This window comes from Soehngenia saccharolytica DSM 12858 (assembly GCF_059568515.1).
The window spans coordinates 1-20,907 of sequence record NZ_JCANTN010000021.1 but is presented as its reverse complement, the minus strand read 5'-3'; the positions used below and the strand labels follow the sequence as shown (position 1 = coordinate 20,907).

The following is a 20,907-nucleotide window of genomic DNA, read 5'->3' as shown; positions in this document are numbered from 1 at the left end:
TCCAGAAAATCTGAATTTTTTAATAAATTGCTTTAATTTTCTTGACTATTTATTTAGAGAGGTTTATATTTATATATGATTGATATTTTTTTATCACTAGTTTACTAATTTACAGGGGGTTAAGTAATGAATGTAGTAATTGCAATTTTTAAGTTTACACCAGTATTTCTAATGGCAGGACTAATGATATCAGGCATGGATGCTTTATTAGCTGCACCTTTAGCTGCTGTATGGGCTGCAATAGTAGCATTTATAACTGATAAATTATCATTCAACGAAATAGTAGAAACCGCCATAAATAATGTAAAAGAAATGCAGTTGGTTTTCTTTATCCTAATGGCAGCATATGCTATGGCTGAAATATTTATGTCGGCTGGAGTGGCTGCATCAATCATCAATGTTTCTTTGAAGTTAGGATTAAGTGCTAAAACTGTGGCAGTAACTGGTTTTTTAGTAACATGTGTTTTGTCTGTTGCTACTGGAACTTCATGGGGAACGTTTGCTGCAGCAGCACCTATATTCCTTTGGTTGAACCACATTGTCGGAGGAGATATAGTTCTAACAACAGCGTCAATAGCTGGAGGCGCATGCTTTGGTGATAATATTGGATTGATCTCCGATACTACAGTAGTAAGTTCTGGCATTCAAAAAGTAGAAGTTATACATAGAATCAGGCATCAAGGCGTATGGTCTATTTTGTGCTTAGTTACTGCTGCGATAATTATATTTATCTCTAGCATGCATCTACCTGGAGTTACTGCAAATGCTAATGAAGCAATCGCAGCCATCCCGCAAGAAGTTTGGGATAACCTAAATGAGCAAAGACCAGCTGCTGTTACTTTGCTAAACCAAGTTCAGCAGGGTGTATCACCTATTATGATAATACCACTTATTATTGTAATTATATCAGCTATTAAAGGTTTACCAACACTAGCTTGTCTTTTCTTAGGGATAATATCATCTTTGATTTTTGGATTGTTTACAGGAACAGTAACTTCTATATCTGCTTTCTTGGATTCGATTCTAACAGGTTTTTCTGATGCAGGATCATGGGTTATTGTAATGATGATGTGGGTAGGTGCATTTGGTGGAATAATGGGTAAAATAAACGCGTTTTCACCACTTTCCAATTTAATAGCTAAAATATCTAGAAATGTAAGACAACTTATGTTCTACAATGGAGTTCTTTCATTAGTTGGAAACATGGCTCTTTCTGATGAAATGGCACAAATTGTAACAATTGGCCCAATCACAAGAACATTAACCGAAGATAATGTAGAAGCTAGTGAAGAAGATATGTATAAATTGAGATTAAGAAATGCAACTTTTTCTGACGCTCTAGGTGTCTTTGGTTCTCAACTTATTCCATGGCATGTTTATATGACTTTCTATATAGGTATTGCCAGCGCAGTTTATCCATTGTATAAATTCAATGTTTTTGAAATAATATCACGTAATTACTTGGCAATAATCGCTGTAGTCTCTATACTTCTATTGACATTAACGGGACTTGATAGGTTCATTCCTCTATTTAAACTTCCATCTGAGCCAGATGTAAAATTAAAAAAATTAAATAAATAGGATATAACATAAGGTGGGCTTAGGCTCACCTTATGTTATATTTTGTATCCATTTTTTAGATTTTATTATCGGCACCCCTAATATAGCTTTGACAACTTCCTCGGTAGTGATCAGCAAAAATAAATATTGTACGGGTAATTTTAAAATCAAAGCCCCTATAAAAGCTAATGGAACTCCAATCAGCCATACAGTTGATAAGTCTATCTTCATAGCTACTTTTGTATTCCCGCCTGATCTAAGGACTCCCACAATTGAAATGTTGTTATATACCCTAATCACAAACGTCAAGCCCATTATAATAATTATTGACCTTGCTGAACTATAAACTGCTGGTTCTAAGTTATTAAATAATTTCAATATCAGATCTGAAGATAAAGTTAGACTTAACCCAAGTATTACTCCCGATACTGTAGATAATATTATGAAACTCTTGGCATAATCATAAGCTTCATCGTACTCTCCTGCTCCAATCTTGCCACCAACCATAATGCTACATGCACTTGCTAGACCTTTTACAACAACAAAAAACATATTTTGTATGGTATTAGTCAATTGGACACTCGCTGTTGCACTTTTTCCTAGCTTAGCATAAGCAATTGTGTACATGACTTGTCCCAAAGCCCAAAATCCTTCAGTTAATATAACTGGATATGTTATGCTTACGTATTTCTTTATAAATTCCTTGTTCCAACCGAATAATTCTTTCGCACTGGCATTTAAATACTCATTCCCTCTATAAACCGCATGCAGAAGTAATGTGAATTCTATTACTCTTGCTATAACAGTTGCAATTGCCGCTCCTTTTACTCCCAATACAGGCGCTCCAAATTTCCCAAATATCAAAATGTAATTCAACAATGTGTTGGTTCCAAGTGATATAATTGAAACTATTAGTGGAACATGAGGTTTTCCTGTAGTTCTCAATGCGATAGAATAACTAAAACTAATTGCAGTCATAATGTATGATAGCGATACTATTCTTAAATATTGAACTCCTGAATTTATTACATCAGTCTCTTTTGTAAAAAGCTCTAATATTTGTTTGGGGAATAACAAAGCTACCGAAGTAAAAATTAATCCCAGAATAAAAGAAGTCATTATAGCAAATCCAAGGCTTTTATTTAAATTCTTAATATCTTCTTTTCCCCAATATTGTGCAATAAAAATAGCTCCGCCACTGTTTATGCCAAAAGTAAGTAAAATATATAAAAAGAAAACCTGATTTGCTAGCCCAACTCCAGCTATACTAGCACTACCTAAATTACTTATCATCAATGTGTCAACCATATTTAATAATGACGACACTAAGTTTTGAATTGCAACCGGTAAAGCTAAAGTCAACATTGTTTTCAAAAATACTTTGTCTTTTAATGCCTTCATATTCGTCTCCTTAAAAAATAAATGTGCAATTATTGTATAATAGCACATTTATGATAATTTGTGAAGACTTAAGTTATTTTTTAATTTTGTTACTCGATGTAAATATTTATTTTTTTGGCTTGTCGTCAGCTATAATTTTTATTGTTTTGGTATGGGATCCTGTAGTATCTCCATCATATCCTATATTAATTGTGGCAGTTTGAACATTTCCTAATTCAACATTATTTAAAATACATTCTGTACCAACAACATTAATTTTGATTGATGTATTAGCCGTAGATACGATTAAACCTGTATATTCTTTTTGAAATTTTATTTCAATATTTACATTTTTTCTTCCCTTCCCAATGTATATATTCAACGTATTGTTTGAAAATTTGGGAGTAGACCCATCATATAAAGTTTTCCAGTTATTCTTGTTTTCAACTATTTTTATATTCGTAATTACAATATCTGTATATGTTGGATTTCCTCCTCCAGTACCTGTAGATCCGCCACTTCCAGTATCTTCAATAATTTTAATTTGTCCAAATTGAGCATTGCTTGACTTAATGAAATAAATCTCATCTCCACTAGTCAAATTCCAAACACTATCATTTCTTAAATTGTTGTCATTAATCAACTTTATGGAAAATTCTAACGGGTAAGTGGATTTCCTATTATATAACTTTTCTTTTTGTTCAATGGAAACATCTAAAATTCCGTTTATCAAGCTACTTATTGTAAGTTTATTCCAATCGCCTTTTAACTTTCGTACTACTGAACCATCATAACTGGTTGTTGTTGTATTGTATTGATACTCCGAAAGCAAAAGATTCCCATTATCGTATTTTATGCCATATATTGTTTTATTGACGATTCCTTCCTCAAATTCGGTTTCTGTAATTAGCGATGTTGTATTTTTTAATTCATCAGTTAAAAATATCTCTGCAAGTCTGACACTTTCCTGAGCAAGTCCCTTATTTGTGCTTGTTGCGAAAGAATTTTGTCCAGCAAAAAACACAGCATAAATAGAAGCTATAATGATACTAAAAATAGCTACAGTTAAAACAACTTCAATTAAAGTGATACCCTTTATATTTCTTTTCATAATATAACCTCACTTTACAGGTATATATCTAATAATATCAACAAAATCGTCAGAATTTAATATGTTTACTTTAGACTCATATACTCGGCCTTTGACTATAACATCGATTCCATCAGCTTTATCTGGTAGCTTAACTGTAATATTAAAATCATTAATTTCAGACGGTGTAGAAATATTTTTTTCAGCTTCTTCTACAGCTGACGTTCTGTTCCCAGCTCTTGAAATATTGATTAATCCCATGTTAAATATAGATAAGAATGTTACCTAAATTAACCCAAGGATAGCTATTGATATGATTAATTCAATAAGCGTAAAACCATTCTTTCTTTTCACTTTTACCACTCCTAATAATCAATATAATAGCTTTTGAAGTTAAGAATATTAAACTCGGTAGGATTTCCTACTGGAAGTTCTATGCCATTTGTGCTATTTTTATAAATTTCATCTAGATAATCATAATCCTTTTTTTCATTCTTGCCATCGATTTCTATATAACTTCCAATAATAACTCCATTTTGATTTATTGCATTCATATCATTAGGATCTATTGATCCCCCAATAATCACATAGGCATTTGGTGCGTTAATAGATCCATCGAAATCTATCTTTTTGCTGCTGTCATCCGCTGTAATTTTTACATTGTAGTCATTTTGATTCGGATAGCCATTGATGAGACTCCCACTAAAAGAATCATTTGATACAATATCTCCTGTTAAAGTAGCTTTCTTAAGAGTTATTTCTGTTTTCCCGCTTTTAACATAAAAATTTGCATTTACTTCACCATCTTGAGGTGGTTCAATAGTAAGAGCTGTTTCTTGATTACCTTCATTGTATATATAAAAATTGATATCATTGCCAGTATTTAGCGATTTTTTTACGTTGGCTTTTATTGTTAAATTACCTCTTACCGATATATTAACTCCTTCTTTTACAGTTAATGGTCCTTTTACTAAAACGTTTCCATCGTAAAATTTGTTCTCATTTATATTTCCACTAATTTCGGTTGTTTGAGTTTGCATAGCCCCACTCCATGTAGGTTGAGGAGCATTATTAAAGTCATATAAAGGGAATACTGAGCTATCTCCCATTTTTTGAGCATATATATCATATTCCCCTTTTTTATCATCATTATTCACTGTTAAATCAACATATTCACCCTTATTATTTGTAACTCTATAAGCTTCGTTTTTAGCTATAAGAGGAAGTCCTTGGTAATAAGTTTCGTCCTTTGTAGACTTTACATACTCACTCCACATTATTTTTCTGACACTTTTGCCGACCCCATTGAAATTAGCATATGAATCTATAGCCAAAACATCCATCCCATTGATTTTAGTTAAAGATATTTCAACTTTTTCTAAGCCTTCAATTTCAGGTGAAAATATTACTTCTTGTTTGTTTTCTTTTAATAAATCTAGATATTCATTTACATCCTTTACGCCTGTTCCTTTTGGTCCAAATAGTGTTCTTAGATGCTCTAATAAAGCAGCTTCAACAACGTCAGCCCCATTCATAGCTATATACTCTGCTTTAGTTGCATTTTCGTGATAAATAGCTTGTTTGTTTTCATTCACCATGAAATTCAATGTAAAGGCAGCAAATATCATCAAAACTGCAAAGACTAAGATAACTAAAACTAGGGTCGAACCTCTCCTTAGATGAGTTTTCATAGAATCATCTCCAAGATTAATTCTATTTGTTTTTATATATATACCCAGATTAAAATATTGTCAATTTTTTTTAATGATTTATTTGTTTAAAGTGTTGTTTATTATCTTTATTCCATTATCGCTTAATTCGATAATGCCTTTTTTATATAAACTGCCTATTGCTTTTTTAAAACCAGATTTGCTCATACCTAATGTCTTTCTAATAAGCTCAGGATCGGATTTGTCACTTAGAGCCAAAAAACCTTTATTTTCTTTAAGTTTTTTTAATATGACCTGACTATCTTCTTCTATTTGTATATAAGCCATTTCTCTCGGTGATAGATCTAATTTCCCATCATCAAGTATTTTGTTAATTCTTACTTCTATCTCATCTCCAATTTCATAGATGCCATATACATTTTTCTTATTTATTAGTCCATCGTATTTGTTTTCAACTGCAACAAAAACGCCAATATCCTTATTAACACCGTAGACTGTGCCTTTTACTTTGTCATTTTCTTTAAATGGTGAGTCTGTACTTAAATAATCTTTAATCCTCATAGTTGCTGCTATTCTCTCACTTTTATCAATATAAACTGCTACTAAGTAATCATTAAATACTTCAATTTTGCCTAAAGTCTCACTAAATGGCATGAACAGATCTTTCTCTAAACCCCAGTCTAAAAAATATCCTATTTTAGACTCGCTCACTACTTTTAGTTTTGCTATCTGGCCTACTTGGACTTTTGGAGTGTTTGTAGTAGCTATTGGCCTATCTTTTGAATCCTTATACACAAACACCTCAATGATATCTCCAACTTTCATGTTTTCAGGTATTTGTGCGATAGGCAGCAACACATCTTTATCGTCATCTTCAGTACCTAAATATGCTCCAAACTTCGTCAACCTCTTTATTTTTAAATTCTGCTTTTTCCCTAAATAATACATACTACACCTACTTTTCTTTATTATTATCTATATCATATCATAAAATTGTATACTGTCACGTAAAAAATGCACTGCCTAAAATGGCAGTGCATGTTTTTATAATTGTGATTTCATCAAGTTTAATTGTGCTTCCAAATTTTCCAGTTCATCTAATGCTTCTTGTGGCAATCTGTCAAGTCCCTCTTTTTCAACTTCAACTTTCTTTACAAAATCTCTTCTATAATTTATTGACCCTCGCCACATATCAAGGTAATCTTTATCAAATATCACTTCAAAGCCCTCTACTTCTACATACTCTATATCTTTAAATCCACCTAGTTTTTTAAAGTCTGCCTTTCTTGTGACTATCTGCTCAAGAATCTTTAGAGTAACTTCTTTTGGTATCTTCTTGTCTTTGTAAGAGCCTGTATTAAAAATATAGCATTCTACATTTCTCTTTTCAAATAGAAGTTTAAATTTATTATAATCTTCATTTAATGGATATGTCCTAAAAGGATTTGCATATGGCTCAATTACAAGAGCATTCATATCTGTGCCTTTCGTCAACCTCTCTGCAGTTGTTCTCTTCGTTGCCAATGTCGCACCCATGACTGAAGCTAATACAGGATTGTTGATTTTCAATGCTGGAGGTAAAGTAGCATCTTTCATTAACCATATAATTGAATCTACTGGTTCATCGATTTTATTCACTCTATTATCTGCCCATAAAATTGATTTGACAGCTCTCCCATTTCCATTTCTTATGTCTTCTGTTACCAGTACTTTCTTATTGTTATCATCTAATGTAACTCCACAGTTTTGGACAGTTAACAAAAACTTATTTGCAGGATGTGTGGTTGGATAATCTTGAGTTTTATCAAAATATGAAGGTTCAAGAGCTACAGAATAGCCATCTTCTACTGAAATTACATAAGCATCGTCATGAAGTATAGTTATATTGTACTTCCCATCATGTTTTTCATGGGTTAAAGTTGATTTTCCTGAGCCAGAAAGTCCAAATACACCTACTGTATATTTACTTCCATCTTCAAAATTGTATCGTTTCATACCTCCGTGGCAAGAAGCGAATCCATTTCTATTTGCTATACTCCATGCCAATGTCAGAGTGCCTTTTTTATATTCTCCAAAATACCTCATACCCAACAGTAGAGCACAGTTATGTTCTGGATCAAATAAAGCTAACCCATCCTTATGTATTTCCGGAACGTAATCAGGGTCTGCAACCACATAGATATCTCCTTCAGGATATTCTTTGGAGTTTTTATACATTTTCATTATTTCTTGTGTTATGTATTGGAAATTTAAAAGCCATGAATACATTATGTTCTCGTATTTCTCTGGTAAAAGCAAGTGTGCTCGCACCATAAAATCAGGGTTTAATCCGATAATTACTTGAGCATGGTACATTTTTTTATATCTAGTTTGATATACTGCTTCTCTTGCAATAGTTGAATATTCATCAAGTGAAACATTTGGTTCTCCAATAATGACTCTTGCCCCTGCAAATCTACCTGTGACAGCACCATCGTTAAAAAGCAAGACTCTTGCATCTTCTGGTAAGCCTATTAATTCAGGTTTATAGACTGGCATATCCGTAACAATTGTCCCAGGAGAATTGTAAGCTAGTTTATAAGCTTCGCTAACCGAAGTAACGTTTTCCACATTGTTTCCGTAAAAAGCAGTTTCCAAAGTTGTTCTAAGCGAGTTGAAAATCTTGTTGTTTTTTGTGATATTCTCTAGTTTGAAATTTGATATCGTAGACATACTTTCCCTCCATTCATATCCTTGTTAATTAAATTATAGCACAGGTTAATGATTAAACAAGTTTATTAAATAAAAAAATCTATAATTTTAGTTAATTTTGAATTTTACCTATTGTTTCATAAAAAAATAAAACTGCAAGAGAAATTGCCATATAGCAATATTTCTTGCAGCCTTATTTTTATATATTTATAATATCTTTGCTTGTCCCTTGTATATCTGACCTGTGGCGCTCTCAACAGTTATTATATCATCATCTTTAAGCAATTTAGTGGCATTTTTAGCTCCAACTATTGTAGCGATATTTAAATTAAGGCCCATAACTGCCGCATGGGAAGAAAGTCCTTCCTCTTCACAGACTATTGCAGATGCTCTTTTCATAAAGCTTTCCATTGATTCAAAAGATTTTTCGCATACAATTATATCTCCATCAACAAATTTTGCAAGCAATTCTTCTTTTGTGTTAGCAATTACAACTCTTCCTGTTCCGACTTTAGTTCCTACCCCTGTCCCTTGTAAGAGAACTTTCCCTATGGTATGAACTTTTATCATATTTGTCGTACCTGCTACTCCAACTGGAATGCCAGCAGTAATGACAACTAGATCTCCTTCTTTAACTAATCCAGCATCTAATGCAGTCTTTACGGATAATTCTATTACCTCATCAGTGGAATCCGATTTTCGAGTAAGCATAGGAATAACTCCCCATACTAACGACAACTTTCTTAGTACTGATTCGTTTGTAGTCACTGCTATTATCGGCGCTTTTGGCCTGAATTTTGATATGGCTTTTGAAGTATAGCCTGATGAAGTCGCTGTTATTATAGCTTTGGCTCCTAAATCTTGAGCAGTTGTAACTGTAGCTTTGCTAATTGCATTTGTCGTCGTTATTTCGCTATCCTGACTTCTTAATTTAGCAATTGCTTCATAATCCAATGCGTTTTCCGTCGTGACTGCAATGTTGTACATTGTTTTAACCGCTTCTATTGGATACTGTCCGGCAGCTGTTTCTCCTGATAGCATAACAGCACTCGATCCATCGATTATTGCATTTGCAACATCTGTGACTTCTGCTCTTGTAGGTCTAGGATTTCTAATCATAGAATCTAGCATCTGTGTAGCTGTAATTACAGGCTTTCCTGCGATATTACATTTTCTTATTAATTTCTTTTGTATTAGAGGTATTTCTTCAGTTGGAACTTCGACGCCTAAGTCCCCTCTTGCAACCATTATCCCATCAGCAGCAACTATGATTTCATCTATATTGTCTAACCCTTGTTGATTTTCAATCTTTGCAATTATATCTATGTTTGCTGCTCCATTATCTTCAAGTACTTTTCTAATTGAACTAATATCTGATGCTCTTCTTACAAACGAAGCTGCAATATAGTCTACTCCATTTTCTATTCCAAATAAGATATCGTCTATATCTCTTTCTGTCAATGCTGGTAGGTTTATATTTACATTAGGTATATTTACTCCTTTATGATCTTTCAGCACTCCACTATTTAAAGCTTTCATGATAATATCTGTATCAGTTATTTCTACTACTCTAAATTCTATTAATCCATCATCGATAAGAATAATATCTCCTACTGAGACGTCTTTAGGCATTCCCTTGTAACTTACACTTACAATGTGTTCATCTCCTTCAATTTCTCTAGTTGTAAGAGTAAATTCTTGGTCTTTCTGAATCTCTACCTGCTCTTTTTTAAATTTTCCTAACCTGATTTCTGGTCCCTTAGTATCAAGCATAATGGCAATGGGCAAATTCATCTCATGCCTTAGTTTTTTAATGGTATCTATTCTTCCTTTATGTTCCTCATGGTCTCCATGTGAAAAATTAAGTCTGCATACATTGACGCCATATTCGAAAAGTTTTCTCATAACTGCTTCAGATTCGGATGCAGGTCCAATAGTAGCGACGATCTTGGTTCTTTTCATAAAACCCCTCCTTATCGGGATAGAATATTTGCTGTGTCATACATTTCTCTATTAAGCTTCCTTTTCATATTAAGTGCTTCGTCAATATCCAGGTCTATAATTTCATTGCATTTAGTGCCCAAAACTCTTCCTGACTTATTTTGTAGCAACAGTTCTACACTTTTTTTACCCATTTGACTTGCTAAGATTCTATCAAATGCACTAGGAGATCCACCTCTTTGAACATGGCCTAATACTGTAACTTTTGTTTCCACTCCAGTTTTCTCTTCTATTGCTTCAGCTAATTCAAATGAGTTTCCTACACCTTCTGCTAACACAATTATATGATGTAATTTTCCCATGTTCTTACCTGTTAATACTTTTCTACATATAGCATCTTCATCATACCCTATTTCTGGTATGATTATGCTCTCTGCTCCACCGGCAAGTCCAGCATAGAGTGCTATATCTCCACAGTTTCTCCCCATAACCTCTACGACATTTGCCCTTCCGTGAGATGAAGAAGTGTCTCTTAATTTGCCAATGGCTTCGATTACAGTCTCTACTGCTGTCATAAAACCTATTGTATAATCTGTGTATGGCAAATCATTATCAATAGTGCAAGGTATGCCAATTGTTGGTATTCCAGCGTTTGCAAGTTTCTGAGCTCCTCTGAAAGTCCCATCCCCTCCAAGTACAATCAATCCATCCATATTGTAAACATCAATCACATTTAGAGCTTTCTTAAAGCCTTCTGGTGTCATAAAATCTTCACTTCTTGCAGTTCTTAATACTGTTCCACCTCTATGAATAATATCTGCAACTGATTCACTGTCCATATCATCTAGGGCACCATTAATTAATCCATCATATCCTCTTTGAATTCCCAATATTCTCAAATCATTATTAAGTCCAGTCCTTACCACAGCTCTTATCGCTGCGTTCATTCCTGGAGCATCTCCACCACTTGTTAGTACACCTATTGTTTTCATAATTGCCTCCTATAAATAAATTTATTGTTTAAAATTAATATTTAATTTTTACATTGTCATTGCCTATAAGTTCTTTTAATTTTTCGAATGCCTCAGTTGAATTGCCATCAATCCATAAACTCCTATCTGCTATAATAGTTTTTTTGTTGCTGGTAAAGTAAATATAAACAGGAATATTACCAGGATATAAATGTAATATTTCCTTTACTTTCTCTAATATATCCTTTTTTTCTATATCGTCAATTTTCAAGTAAACTTTATCATAATTCATTTTTTTTACTGGTGAAATTTTATCTACAATTATCTTTGGATCTTCAACCTCTGAAATTGAAAGCTTTCCTTCAACAAGAACAATATTATCCTCAAAAATCTCATTGAAATACTTCTCAAAAACAGTAGGAAAGACTATACATTCTATCGAACTATACAAATCTTCCAACGTGAAAAATGCCATCATGTTGTTATTCTTTGTTACCTTGTTTTTTTTGTCTGTAATTAGCCCAATTATACATACTTGTTTTCCATCTCTAATCTCGTTATTTTTTATTACATCATCAAAATCTTCTGTCATTATATCAGCTGTTTTTAGGTTTGATAACAATTTGATTTCTCTTTCATAAGGTTGCAATGGATGTCCTGATATATAGATACCCAACATTTCTTTTTCCATTTGAAGCAATATATTAGTTGGAAACTCTGCTAATTGTGGAAGCTCGTCGTCATAACTTGCGTTGGTAGCTTCAAATAATGAAAATTGGCCATCAATATTTTTCTTTATGTCATTACTTATACCATCTATTGTTTTTTCAAATATTGCAAGATATTGTGCTCTATTGCCGCCTAGGGACTTCAAAGCTCCTGCTTTTATAAGGCTTTCCACAGCTCTTTTATTCACAGATGTCTTATCTTTTTTGTAAATTCTTTCAATGAAGTCAGTTAAACTTTGAAATTTGCCTTCCTCCCTTGCTTTTACAATAGCCTCAATGATGTTTTCTCCAACATTTTTGACAGCTGAAAGCCCATATCTTATAGAATTGCCTTCTACCGAGAATTTCCCATAAGAATAGTTTATATCTGGTGGCTTAATTTCTATACCTAGTCTTTTACACTCTTCTATATACAGACTAACTTGAGAGGTGTTATTCATGACAGACGATATGAGAGCTGCCATGTACTCAACAGGATAATATGTTTTTAGCCATGCTGTTCTATATGCAATTACTGCATAAGCAGCAGAATGAGATTTATTAAAAGCATAATTGGCAAAGTCAACCATCAAATCAAATATCTTTGATGCTGTCTTTTCATCGATACCATTTCTGATTGCTCCCTTAACAATTATATTTCCATTCTCGTCTGTTTGTCCATATATAAAATTTTGCCTTTCTTTTTCCATTACATCCATTTTCTTCTTTCCCATGGCTCTTCTTACTAAATCAGCCCTTCCGAAAGAATATCCTCCAAGCTTTCTAACAATCTCCATTACTTGCTCTTGGTAAACTATGCATCCATAGGTTACATTTAATATAGATTCTAAGCTTGGGTGAATGTATTGAATTAATGATGGATCGTGTTTACAAGCAATAAAGGTTGGGATTTGACTCATTGGGCCTGGTCTGAAAAGAGAATTTGCGGCTATTAAATCTTCAAATACATTTGCTTTCAGTTCTTTTAAAAATGCTCTCATACCTGGACTTTCAAATTGAAATATACCCAAAGTTTCAGCATTTGCAAACATATCCAATACTCTTTTATCGTTGAAGTCAATACGAGATATATCTATATCCACACCGTGATTTTGCTTAATAAGCTCTATTGCATCTCTTATCACTGTTAGCGTTCTTAAACCCAAAAAATCCATTTTTAAAAGCCCTAATTCTTCTAGTTCAGTCATTGTAAACTGTGTTGCTATTGATTCATTGTTTCTGACTAAAGGAGCATATTCAGTGATAGGTTCTTTAGATATCACAACTCCAGCTGCGTGAGTTGATGTATGTCTAGGCAATCCTTCTACTGCCATTGCTAAGTCAATCAGCTCTCTAACCTGTATGTTGTTGTCATACTCCTTTTTTAAGTTTTTATTGATTTCTAAAGCCCTTTTTATTGTTATGCCCAATTCATTTGGAATCTGTTTAGCTATGTAATCGACTTCACTATAAGGCATGTCTATTGCTCGTCCAACATCTCTTATCGCACCTCTTGCTGCCATAGTTCCAAATGTGACTATCTGAGCAACTTTATCAGCTCCATATTTTTTTATGACATATTCAATTACTTCCTCACGTCTTTCATAGCAAAAGTCAATATCAATATCCGGCATTGTAATTCTTTCTGGATTTAAAAATCGCTCGAATATAAGTCCATATTCAAGTGGATCTATATCAATTATACCTAAAGAGTAGGAAACTATGCTCCCTGCCGCTGAACCCCTACCAGGTCCTACCATTATTTTATTGTCTTTTGCAAATTTAATAAAATCCCAGACTATAAGAAAATAGTCAACATACCCCATTTGTGTAATTACGCTGAATTCATAGTCAAAACGGTTCTTAATCTCTTCAGTTATTGTCTTATACCTTTCTTTTAACCCTTTTTCACTTAGTTCTCTTAAATACGATTCATTGGTGTACCCTTCTGGCACTTCATATTTAGGCAAATGCAATGTGCCGAAATCCAATTCCACATTGCACCTATCGGCGATTATATTTGTATTTTCTATAGCTTCTAGATCATCTTCAAATAGATTTATCATTTCCTTAGCAGATTTAAAGTAAAACTCTTCTGAGGGAAACTTCATCCTATCGACATCGGAAACAGTTTTTCCTGTTTGAATGCATAATAAAACATCGTGGACATGAGCATCTTTTTTTTCTAAATAGTGTACATCATTTGTAGCTACTAAAGGTACATTTAATAGTTTGCTGAATTCTCTAAGTTTCTTATTCACATCTAGTTGCTCTTTTAATCCGTGATATTGAAGTTCTAAGAAAAAGTTGTTCTCTCCAAATATACTCTTGTGTTTTATTATTGCTTCTTTAGCTTTGTCGAAATTGCCTTCTAGTAATAGGCTCTGCACTTCTCCTCCTAAGCATGCTGATAGAGCGATTATGCCATCGTGGTATCTTTCTAGAATTTCATAGTCAACTCTAGGTTTATAATAAAATCCATTTATATAAGCTTCTGAAACAATTTTCATTAGGTTTTTATATCCGTTATTAGTTTCAGCTAAGAGTATCAAATGATAAGGCTTTTTGTCCTTTGCATTTTTATCAGTGTACTTGCCATTGGCTACATATACTTCTGCTCCAATAATGGGTTTTATGTTGTTTTTTTTTGCTTCCTTATAAAAATTTACAGCGCCAAACATAGCGCCATGATCAGTAATAGCTACAGATTCCATACCTAATTCTTTTGCTTTGGAAACTAATTCTTTTACTCGAATGCTTCCATCAAGGAGGCTGTATTCTGTATGCACGTGTAAATGTGTAAACTTAACTTTATCCATCATACCACCTTAATCAATTATCTCAATGAATTCTATATTGTCTATAGTGTTCTCTATTAATGATAAGTCTACTACCATAAAATCATCCAAAACTTCATCATTCCAATTTGGTACTTTGCTTATCTTTTCAAATTTTTCATATGTAGAAATGCTGTTTTCGATTATGTTAAGTCCATTCATATCTATTTTCCCTTTATTCTCAGAAATCAATATGCTCTTGTATGGTGTTTCATTTGGCTTTACGCTTCCTGATATTGGGTGAGATAGAAGTTTATGCCCCATGTGTATTTTATCTCTAGTGAATTTCAAAACGTCAAAATGGCTCTTGTTCTCCAAATATTCAACATTTAAAATGTCTTTGTATTTGTCGTATACTTTTGGATTATTTGTAATAACAATTAATTCCATATTATCAAACCTCTCTGAATCCACTTTCAATTGCTGTGGTTAATTTATCAATCAATTCATTTTCATCTTTTCCTTTAGCTACTAGAGTTATTTTTTCACCTTTAAAAGCTCCTAATGACATTATGCCTATTATGCTTTTACCATTTACTCTCTTGTTCATAGTCTCTACTTCAAGTTCACTTTCAAATTTATTGGCTATTTTTACAAATATTGCAGCTGGCCTTAATTGCAATCCTTCATCGTTAATAAGAATTAAATCTTTTTTTATCACAAAATCACCCCTTAAGTTCATCTGCTATTCCCTGAATTTTTTTAAATCTATGATTTACTCCGGATTTGCCAATAGGTGGGTTTAGTTTTTCCCCTATTTCCTTTAGAGTGGCATCTGGGTGAGCTAATCTAATTTCAGCTATCTCCCTTAGTTGCTCAGGTAAATAGTTTAATCCTTTTTTTTCTTTAATAATATTGATTGCTTCAACTTGCCTCATAGACGCTTCTACAGTTTTTTCTAAATTTGCTGTTTCGCAATTTACTATTCTATTAATATTATTTCTGACATCTTTTAGCACTCTGATTTCTTCGAATTTCAAAAGAGCTTGATGTGCTCCAATAATATTTAAAATATCGGATATTTTCTCGGCTTCTTTTAGATAAACAATAAAAGCTTCTTTTCTTTTAATGATTTTAGAGTTCAAGCCAAAGGAATTTATCAATTTCTGTAAATCTTTTGCATGTAAATACTCTGTATTTACAAATTCTAGATGATAAGTCTTTTCAGGATTGCTCATTGATCCTCCACCTAAAAAAGCTCCTCTAATATAACTCCTTTTGCAACATCTCTTCTCAGCTATATTCTTAGGAATTCCATAATTTGGTTTAAATATATTGTACTCTTCTGTGTCTATAAATCCAGTGTCTATTAAAATATCTGTAACAACTTTAGAATTGTTCACTGCTACTAAGTAGTTATTGTTCTTTTTTAGCTGTTTATTCTTTCTTACGGAGACTTCAACATCTACATTGTAAATCCCCTTTAACACTGAAAATATTCTCCTTGCTATAGCAGCGTTTTCAGTAGAGAAAATAATACTTAGATTATGATGCCCACTAATTTTTATTGATCCACTCATCCTTATTAACGATGCTAACTCTGATAAAGCGCAACAGTCGTTTTCTATCGGTAGATGTGAAATCTCATTTTTAACATCTGATGAAAATGACATTGCATCACCCCATGTTTCTCATATATTCAATACTCTTTTGAATGACCTTTAACTCATCTTCGTATTTAACTATTTTTACTGCTTTATCCATGTGGACAAAATTCGCATCAATAAAGCCTTCTTCCCTTTGTGGCTGACAATGGGTATTGTTTGCTTTCATCAGAAACCAGTGTACAGTTTTATGAACCTGCTCATTGTGCCTTAAATTTCTGAATTCATATTGCGCCTGTCCTATATAAGCTATGATCTCGCCTTTAACCCCTGCCTCTTCGAGTACTTCTCGTAAAGCAGCCTCTTCTTTAGTTTCTCCTATTTCTATTCTTCCCTTTGGAAGAACCAAATCTCCATTGTATTTTTTTAATAACAATATACTATTTCCAAAAAAAACGATTCCTCCACTACTTACTTCATACATAAATTCACCTCAAATCTAGACATTTAATACTTTAATTATACACTAAAAGGTCATCAAATTGTAAAAATGTTTAGTTTAAGGCAATGTTATATTAAGCCAATTATTGTTTCTGATAGCTTTTTTGCGTTATGCCTTATTAGGTCATCCTTGATGTTTATGAAATCATCTGCTATTACTTTTATTCCTATTTCTTCAAGATAGGCAATATCTGCATCTTTGGGATAAATAGGTCTTGCTTTATCGCCTATGTATTTTGATAATATATTTGGTGGAATTTCCTCGTTATTTACAATACAGTAGTCAATGAATCCATTAATGCTATGATTCAGAATGGCTTCCACATGGTCTTTTACTCCAAAATCATCCGTTTCGCCTGGTTGCGTCATTACATTGCATACATATACTACCTTGGCTTTTGAATTATTTATTATATCCACCATATCTTTTACAAGTAAATTAGGTATGATTGAAGTGTATAAACTTCCTGGACCCAAGATAATTATATCTGCACTTAAAATTGCATCAATAGCGTCTTTTAGAGGATATGATATCTCAGGATTTGTTCTAATTCTTTTAATTTTGCTTTTCTTTTTAATTGAAAGCAAGGGTATTTTAGACTCCCCTTCGATTATAGACCCATCTTCTAATTCAGCAATCAATGTAATATTATCTAAAGTCACAGGTAAAACTTTGCCAGTAATTTTTAAAACATTGCTAGTTTCTTCAACAGCTTTTTCAAAACTCCCATGAATTTCATTCATTGCTGCGAGAAATAGGTTGCCAAAATTCTGCCCTTTTAAACTACCTTCTTTAAACCTGTACTGCAACAGTTTTTCCATAGTAGGCTCTGTGTTAGCTAAAGCAACTAAGCAAGACCTTATATCTCCTGGAGGCAACATGCCTAAGTCCTCCCTAAGGCGTCCGCTCCCGCCACCATCATCAGCTACTGTTACAATTGCAGTTATATTTTGTGTTTTCTCTTTAAGGCCTCTTAAAAGCACAGACAATCCTGTGCCTCCACCTATCGCAACTATATTTTTATCATTTTGATTAATGCTTTTCCCCATAATCCTTGCCCCTCTATTTTAAATCCCTGTGATAAAGCATAGTACTATGCCCTCTTTCTGATAATTCATTTGCTAATTCTTCAGCTATAGAGACTGAACGATGCTTCCCTCCTGTACAACCTATTCCTATCACAAGTTGGCTTTTCCCTTCATCTATATAATATGGAATTAAGAATTCTATTAAATCTATTGTTTTCAATAAGAATATATTTGTCTGTGGCCATTTGAACACATAATCTCTAACCATCTTCTCATTTCCAGAGTGCTCTTTCAACTCTGGAATATAATAAGGATTAGGTATAAATCTCACATCAAATACCATGTCAGCATCGAGCAATATGCCGTTCTTAAATCCAAAAGATGCTATTACTAAAGTTATTTTCTCACGTTTTTCTCCCTTTAGAAATATCTTAGTCATCTCTGCTTTTAGCATTCCTAAGTTAAGATTAGATGTATCGATTATATAATCTGCCTTTGATTTTATATCCTTTAATGCTTCCCTTTCCTCTCTGATTCCATCAATAATGCTGCCTTGCGAATTAAGAGGGTGTGGTCTCCTCAGCTCTTTAAACCTCTTGATTAAAACCTCATCTGAAGCATCTAAAAATACAACTTTGTAATCTATTTTCATATTTGAAAGTTTTTCTAATTCTTCGTAAAGACTTTTGAAGAATTCTCCACCTCTTATATCTACAACTACACATGCTTTGTCGATGTGTTTTGTAGATTTATATGTCAGCTCAGCAAATTTTGATAGTAATTGTGGAGGTAAATTGTCCATACAGTAATATCCCATATCTTCCATAACTTTCATAGCTTGCGATTTTCCTGCGCCTGACATACCTGTTATTACTACTATTTCCATATATCTCACCTCTATATAGCATTAATTACTCTTTTTTTATTCAATCCTGAAGACAAAAATGTTTCCATCCCAAGTTTAAAATCTCCGACCTCTTCAGCTTTGTGAGCATCACTGTTAATATAAAATTTAACATTTGTATCTCTTAAAAGCTTTAAGTCTTCTAAATTTAGATTCCCATGCCTTGAATTTATCTCCAATGCAACATCTCTTTTCTCAGCTTCTTTAGCTAATTTTAGAATGTCCAACTTCACTTTAGCGCCTGGATGAGTAATTATATCAACAGGATAATTTCTAATTGCACTGATGTAAGATTGTGTTATCATATCTGTAATTTCATCGAGCTTATATCCTGATATCTTGGATATTTGGTTCTTAAAATACAAATTCACGCCCTCTCCAATACTCTTTGGGGTTGACCCATAGTGAAAACCCATTAATAAAATATCTAGCATATCAATAATGTTTTCATCTACATCTATTTGCCCTTTTAATCCAATTATATTTGATTCTAATCCCATGAGTACAGTTAACCCTTTTTTTGAATAAATTTCATTTAACCTATTTACTTCATCTCTTATTTGTTTGAGATTTTTCTTTCTCACTCCATATAGATAATGAGACGGCCCATGTTCGCTGATTACAATTGTTCGGAGTCCCTTTTCATAAGCAGACTTCACGTTCTCCTCTATTGTTGATTTTGCATGCATTCCTTTTATTAAAAAACCACTGCTATATATTGTGTGAGTATGAAAATCACCTATTATTTCCATTATAAGTCTTCTCCAACAACTTTAATTTCCAGCTCTAAGTCTACTCCATGCACATCTTTGACAGTTTTTTGTACTATCTTAATGAGCGTTGATATGTCCTTATAAGTTGCATTCCCCAAATTCACTATAAATCCACAGTGTTTTTGAGAAACTTGAGCATCTTTATATCGTAAACCTCTTAACCCTGCTTCATCTATGAGTTGACCAGCAAAATGGCCTTCTGGCCTTTTAAAAGTGCTACCAGCACTAGGCAATTCCAATGGTTGTTTCGATGTTCTCTTATCTTTTAATTCTTGCATCTTATTAGAAATTTCTTCATAATCTCCTTTTCTTAGAGAAAACTCAACTTCCAATACAACTAATTCTTCTTCAATGACTCTACTTTTTCGATATCCAAAATTCATTTCTTCATTTGTATATGTGACTATCTCATTGTCTCTAGTCAAAGCCGTCACCTTTGAAACAATGTCTTTTATCTCTCCATTGTAAGCTCCTGCGTTCATCATAACTGCGCCACCCACAGTCCCTGGAATTCCAGAGGCAAATTCTATACCAGTGAGGCTGTTTTCTAATGCAAATTTTGATATGCTAGACAATAGAGCTCCCGCCTGAGCTCTTATTTTCTCGCCTTCAACCATTAACTTATCTATGCTGCTATTTACTTTAATCACAACTCCTCTTATTCCACCATCTTTAACTAATAAATTGGTGCCATTTCCCATTATAAAGTATGGGATTTCCTCTTGCCTTGCAATTTTAATTGCATTTATTAGTTCATCAATAGAACTTGGTATGATAAATACATCCGCAGGCCCACCAATTTTAAAAGAGGTATGATTTTTCATCAACTCGTTATACCTTATGTCAGAAAAAGAATAATTGCTAAATAAATTCATATAGTCTATCATATTTCTCCACCTTATGATTTTTATAATATATATCTTTAGTATTATAACATATTTATATTTATTTATTAATTAAATCAAGTTAAAAATATAAATATTCTATGATAATGTCATATTAAATTTAATCTGATAAAATGTCAGTATGAGAGAGGAGATTTTTAATATGACCCAAAAGGAAATAACAAGACTTAGGGTTATTAACCAAACTATTGATGGAGTATTAACTATTCGTGAAGCTGCTGAACTTTTAAACCTAAGTGAACGCCAAGTATTAAGGTTAAAGAAAGGAGTTGTAGAACAAGGACCTGCGTTCATTATACACAAAAATCGAGGTAGAAAGCCTAAGCATGCTATTGCGGATGATATTAAATCTTTAATTGTTGAACTTAAAAAAACAAAATATGAAGAAGCTAATTTTAGTCATT

The 20,907-nt window shown here is 32.9% G+C and carries 20 protein-coding genes; 2 read left to right on the top strand and 18 right to left on the bottom strand.

Annotated features, from left to right (window positions below; translation table 11 throughout):
- Positions 1–126: 126 nt before the first annotated feature.
- Positions 127–1,581 carry a Na+/H+ antiporter NhaC family protein gene (locus tag BO51_RS06860; RefSeq protein ID WP_496485221.1) on the top strand — a complete coding sequence of 485 codons (1,455 nt, stop codon included), beginning with the start codon at positions 127–129 and terminating at the stop codon, positions 1,579–1,581.
- A gap of 30 nt (positions 1,582–1,611) precedes the next feature.
- Here the strand turns inward: BO51_RS06860 and BO51_RS06855 are convergent, their stop codons facing one another.
- From BO51_RS06855 to murB, 18 genes are all read right to left on the bottom strand, one after another.
- Positions 1,612–2,961: an MATE family efflux transporter gene (locus BO51_RS06855; protein WP_496485219.1), complete on the bottom strand. Its 1,350-nt coding sequence runs from the start codon at positions 2,959–2,961 to the stop codon at positions 1,612–1,614.
- A gap of 106 nt (positions 2,962–3,067) precedes the next feature.
- Positions 3,068–4,051: a prepilin-type N-terminal cleavage/methylation domain-containing protein gene (locus tag BO51_RS06850; protein ID WP_496485217.1), complete on the bottom strand. Its 984-nt coding sequence runs from the start codon at positions 4,049–4,051 to the stop codon at positions 3,068–3,070.
- 9 nt (positions 4,052–4,060) lie between these two features.
- Positions 4,061–4,291, bottom strand: coding sequence for a hypothetical protein (locus BO51_RS06845; RefSeq protein ID WP_496485215.1), 231 nt, complete (start codon positions 4,289–4,291; stop codon positions 4,061–4,063).
- A gap of 24 nt (positions 4,292–4,315) precedes the next feature.
- Complete coding sequence (locus tag BO51_RS06840) at positions 4,316–4,384, bottom strand: type II secretion system protein (protein ID WP_496485251.1); 69 nt, start codon at positions 4,382–4,384, stop codon at positions 4,316–4,318.
- Between the two features lie 11 nt (positions 4,385–4,395).
- The gene (locus BO51_RS06835; protein WP_496485213.1) at positions 4,396–5,721 is read right to left on the bottom strand and encodes a hypothetical protein; all 1,326 of its coding nucleotides are present in this window, start codon (positions 5,719–5,721) and stop codon (positions 4,396–4,398) included.
- Positions 5,722–5,799: 78 nt separating this feature from the next.
- Positions 5,800–6,648: a CvfB family protein gene (locus BO51_RS06830; protein ID WP_496485211.1), complete on the bottom strand. Its 849-nt coding sequence runs from the start codon at positions 6,646–6,648 to the stop codon at positions 5,800–5,802.
- Between the two features lie 96 nt (positions 6,649–6,744).
- The gene (locus tag BO51_RS06825; protein ID WP_496485209.1) at positions 6,745–8,412 is read right to left on the bottom strand and encodes a phosphoenolpyruvate carboxykinase (ATP); all 1,668 of its coding nucleotides are present in this window, start codon (positions 8,410–8,412) and stop codon (positions 6,745–6,747) included.
- Positions 8,413–8,598: 186 nt separating this feature from the next.
- Positions 8,599–10,353, bottom strand: coding sequence for a pyruvate kinase (gene pyk / locus BO51_RS06820; protein WP_496485207.1), 1,755 nt, complete (start codon positions 10,351–10,353; stop codon positions 8,599–8,601).
- 11 nt (positions 10,354–10,364) lie between these two features.
- Complete coding sequence (gene pfkA / locus BO51_RS06815) at positions 10,365–11,324, bottom strand: 6-phosphofructokinase (RefSeq protein ID WP_496485205.1); 960 nt, start codon at positions 11,322–11,324, stop codon at positions 10,365–10,367.
- A gap of 34 nt (positions 11,325–11,358) precedes the next feature.
- Positions 11,359–14,832: a DNA polymerase III subunit alpha gene (locus tag BO51_RS06810; RefSeq protein WP_496485204.1), complete on the bottom strand. Its 3,474-nt coding sequence runs from the start codon at positions 14,830–14,832 to the stop codon at positions 11,359–11,361.
- A 6-nt stretch (positions 14,833–14,838) separates the two neighbouring features.
- Positions 14,839–15,237: a GrdX family protein gene (locus BO51_RS06805; protein WP_496485202.1), complete on the bottom strand. Its 399-nt coding sequence runs from the start codon at positions 15,235–15,237 to the stop codon at positions 14,839–14,841.
- A gap of 4 nt (positions 15,238–15,241) precedes the next feature.
- Complete coding sequence (locus BO51_RS06800; RefSeq protein ID WP_496485200.1) at positions 15,242–15,508, bottom strand: HPr family phosphocarrier protein; 267 nt, start codon at positions 15,506–15,508, stop codon at positions 15,242–15,244.
- A gap of 4 nt (positions 15,509–15,512) precedes the next feature.
- A complete protein-coding gene (gene whiA, locus BO51_RS06795; RefSeq protein WP_496485198.1) occupies positions 15,513–16,460 on the bottom strand; it encodes a DNA-binding protein WhiA in 948 nt (315 codons plus the stop codon).
- Positions 16,461–16,464: 4 nt separating this feature from the next.
- Entirely contained in the window at positions 16,465–16,875 is a 411-nt protein-coding gene (locus BO51_RS06790; RefSeq protein ID WP_496485196.1) for an NUDIX hydrolase, read from the bottom strand.
- An 86-nt stretch (positions 16,876–16,961) separates the two neighbouring features.
- Positions 16,962–17,942, bottom strand: coding sequence for a gluconeogenesis factor YvcK family protein (locus BO51_RS06785; RefSeq protein ID WP_496485194.1), 981 nt, complete (start codon positions 17,940–17,942; stop codon positions 16,962–16,964).
- A gap of 13 nt (positions 17,943–17,955) precedes the next feature.
- Positions 17,956–18,807, bottom strand: coding sequence for an RNase adapter RapZ (gene rapZ, locus BO51_RS06780; RefSeq protein ID WP_496485192.1), 852 nt, complete (start codon positions 18,805–18,807; stop codon positions 17,956–17,958).
- 11 nt (positions 18,808–18,818) lie between these two features.
- On the bottom strand, positions 18,819–19,577 hold the full coding sequence (locus BO51_RS06775; protein WP_496485190.1) for a PHP domain-containing protein: 759 nt from the start codon (positions 19,575–19,577) through the stop codon (positions 18,819–18,821).
- Complete coding sequence (gene murB / locus BO51_RS06770; protein WP_496485188.1) at positions 19,577–20,485, bottom strand: UDP-N-acetylmuramate dehydrogenase; 909 nt, start codon at positions 20,483–20,485, stop codon at positions 19,577–19,579. Before murB ends, BO51_RS06775 begins: the two co-directional genes overlap by 1 nt.
- 160 nt (positions 20,486–20,645) lie before the next feature.
- Here murB and BO51_RS06765 point away from each other — a divergent pair.
- Positions 20,646–20,907 (top strand): helix-turn-helix domain-containing protein (locus BO51_RS06765; RefSeq protein ID WP_496485186.1); only part of this gene is annotated, 262 nt, incomplete at its 3' end.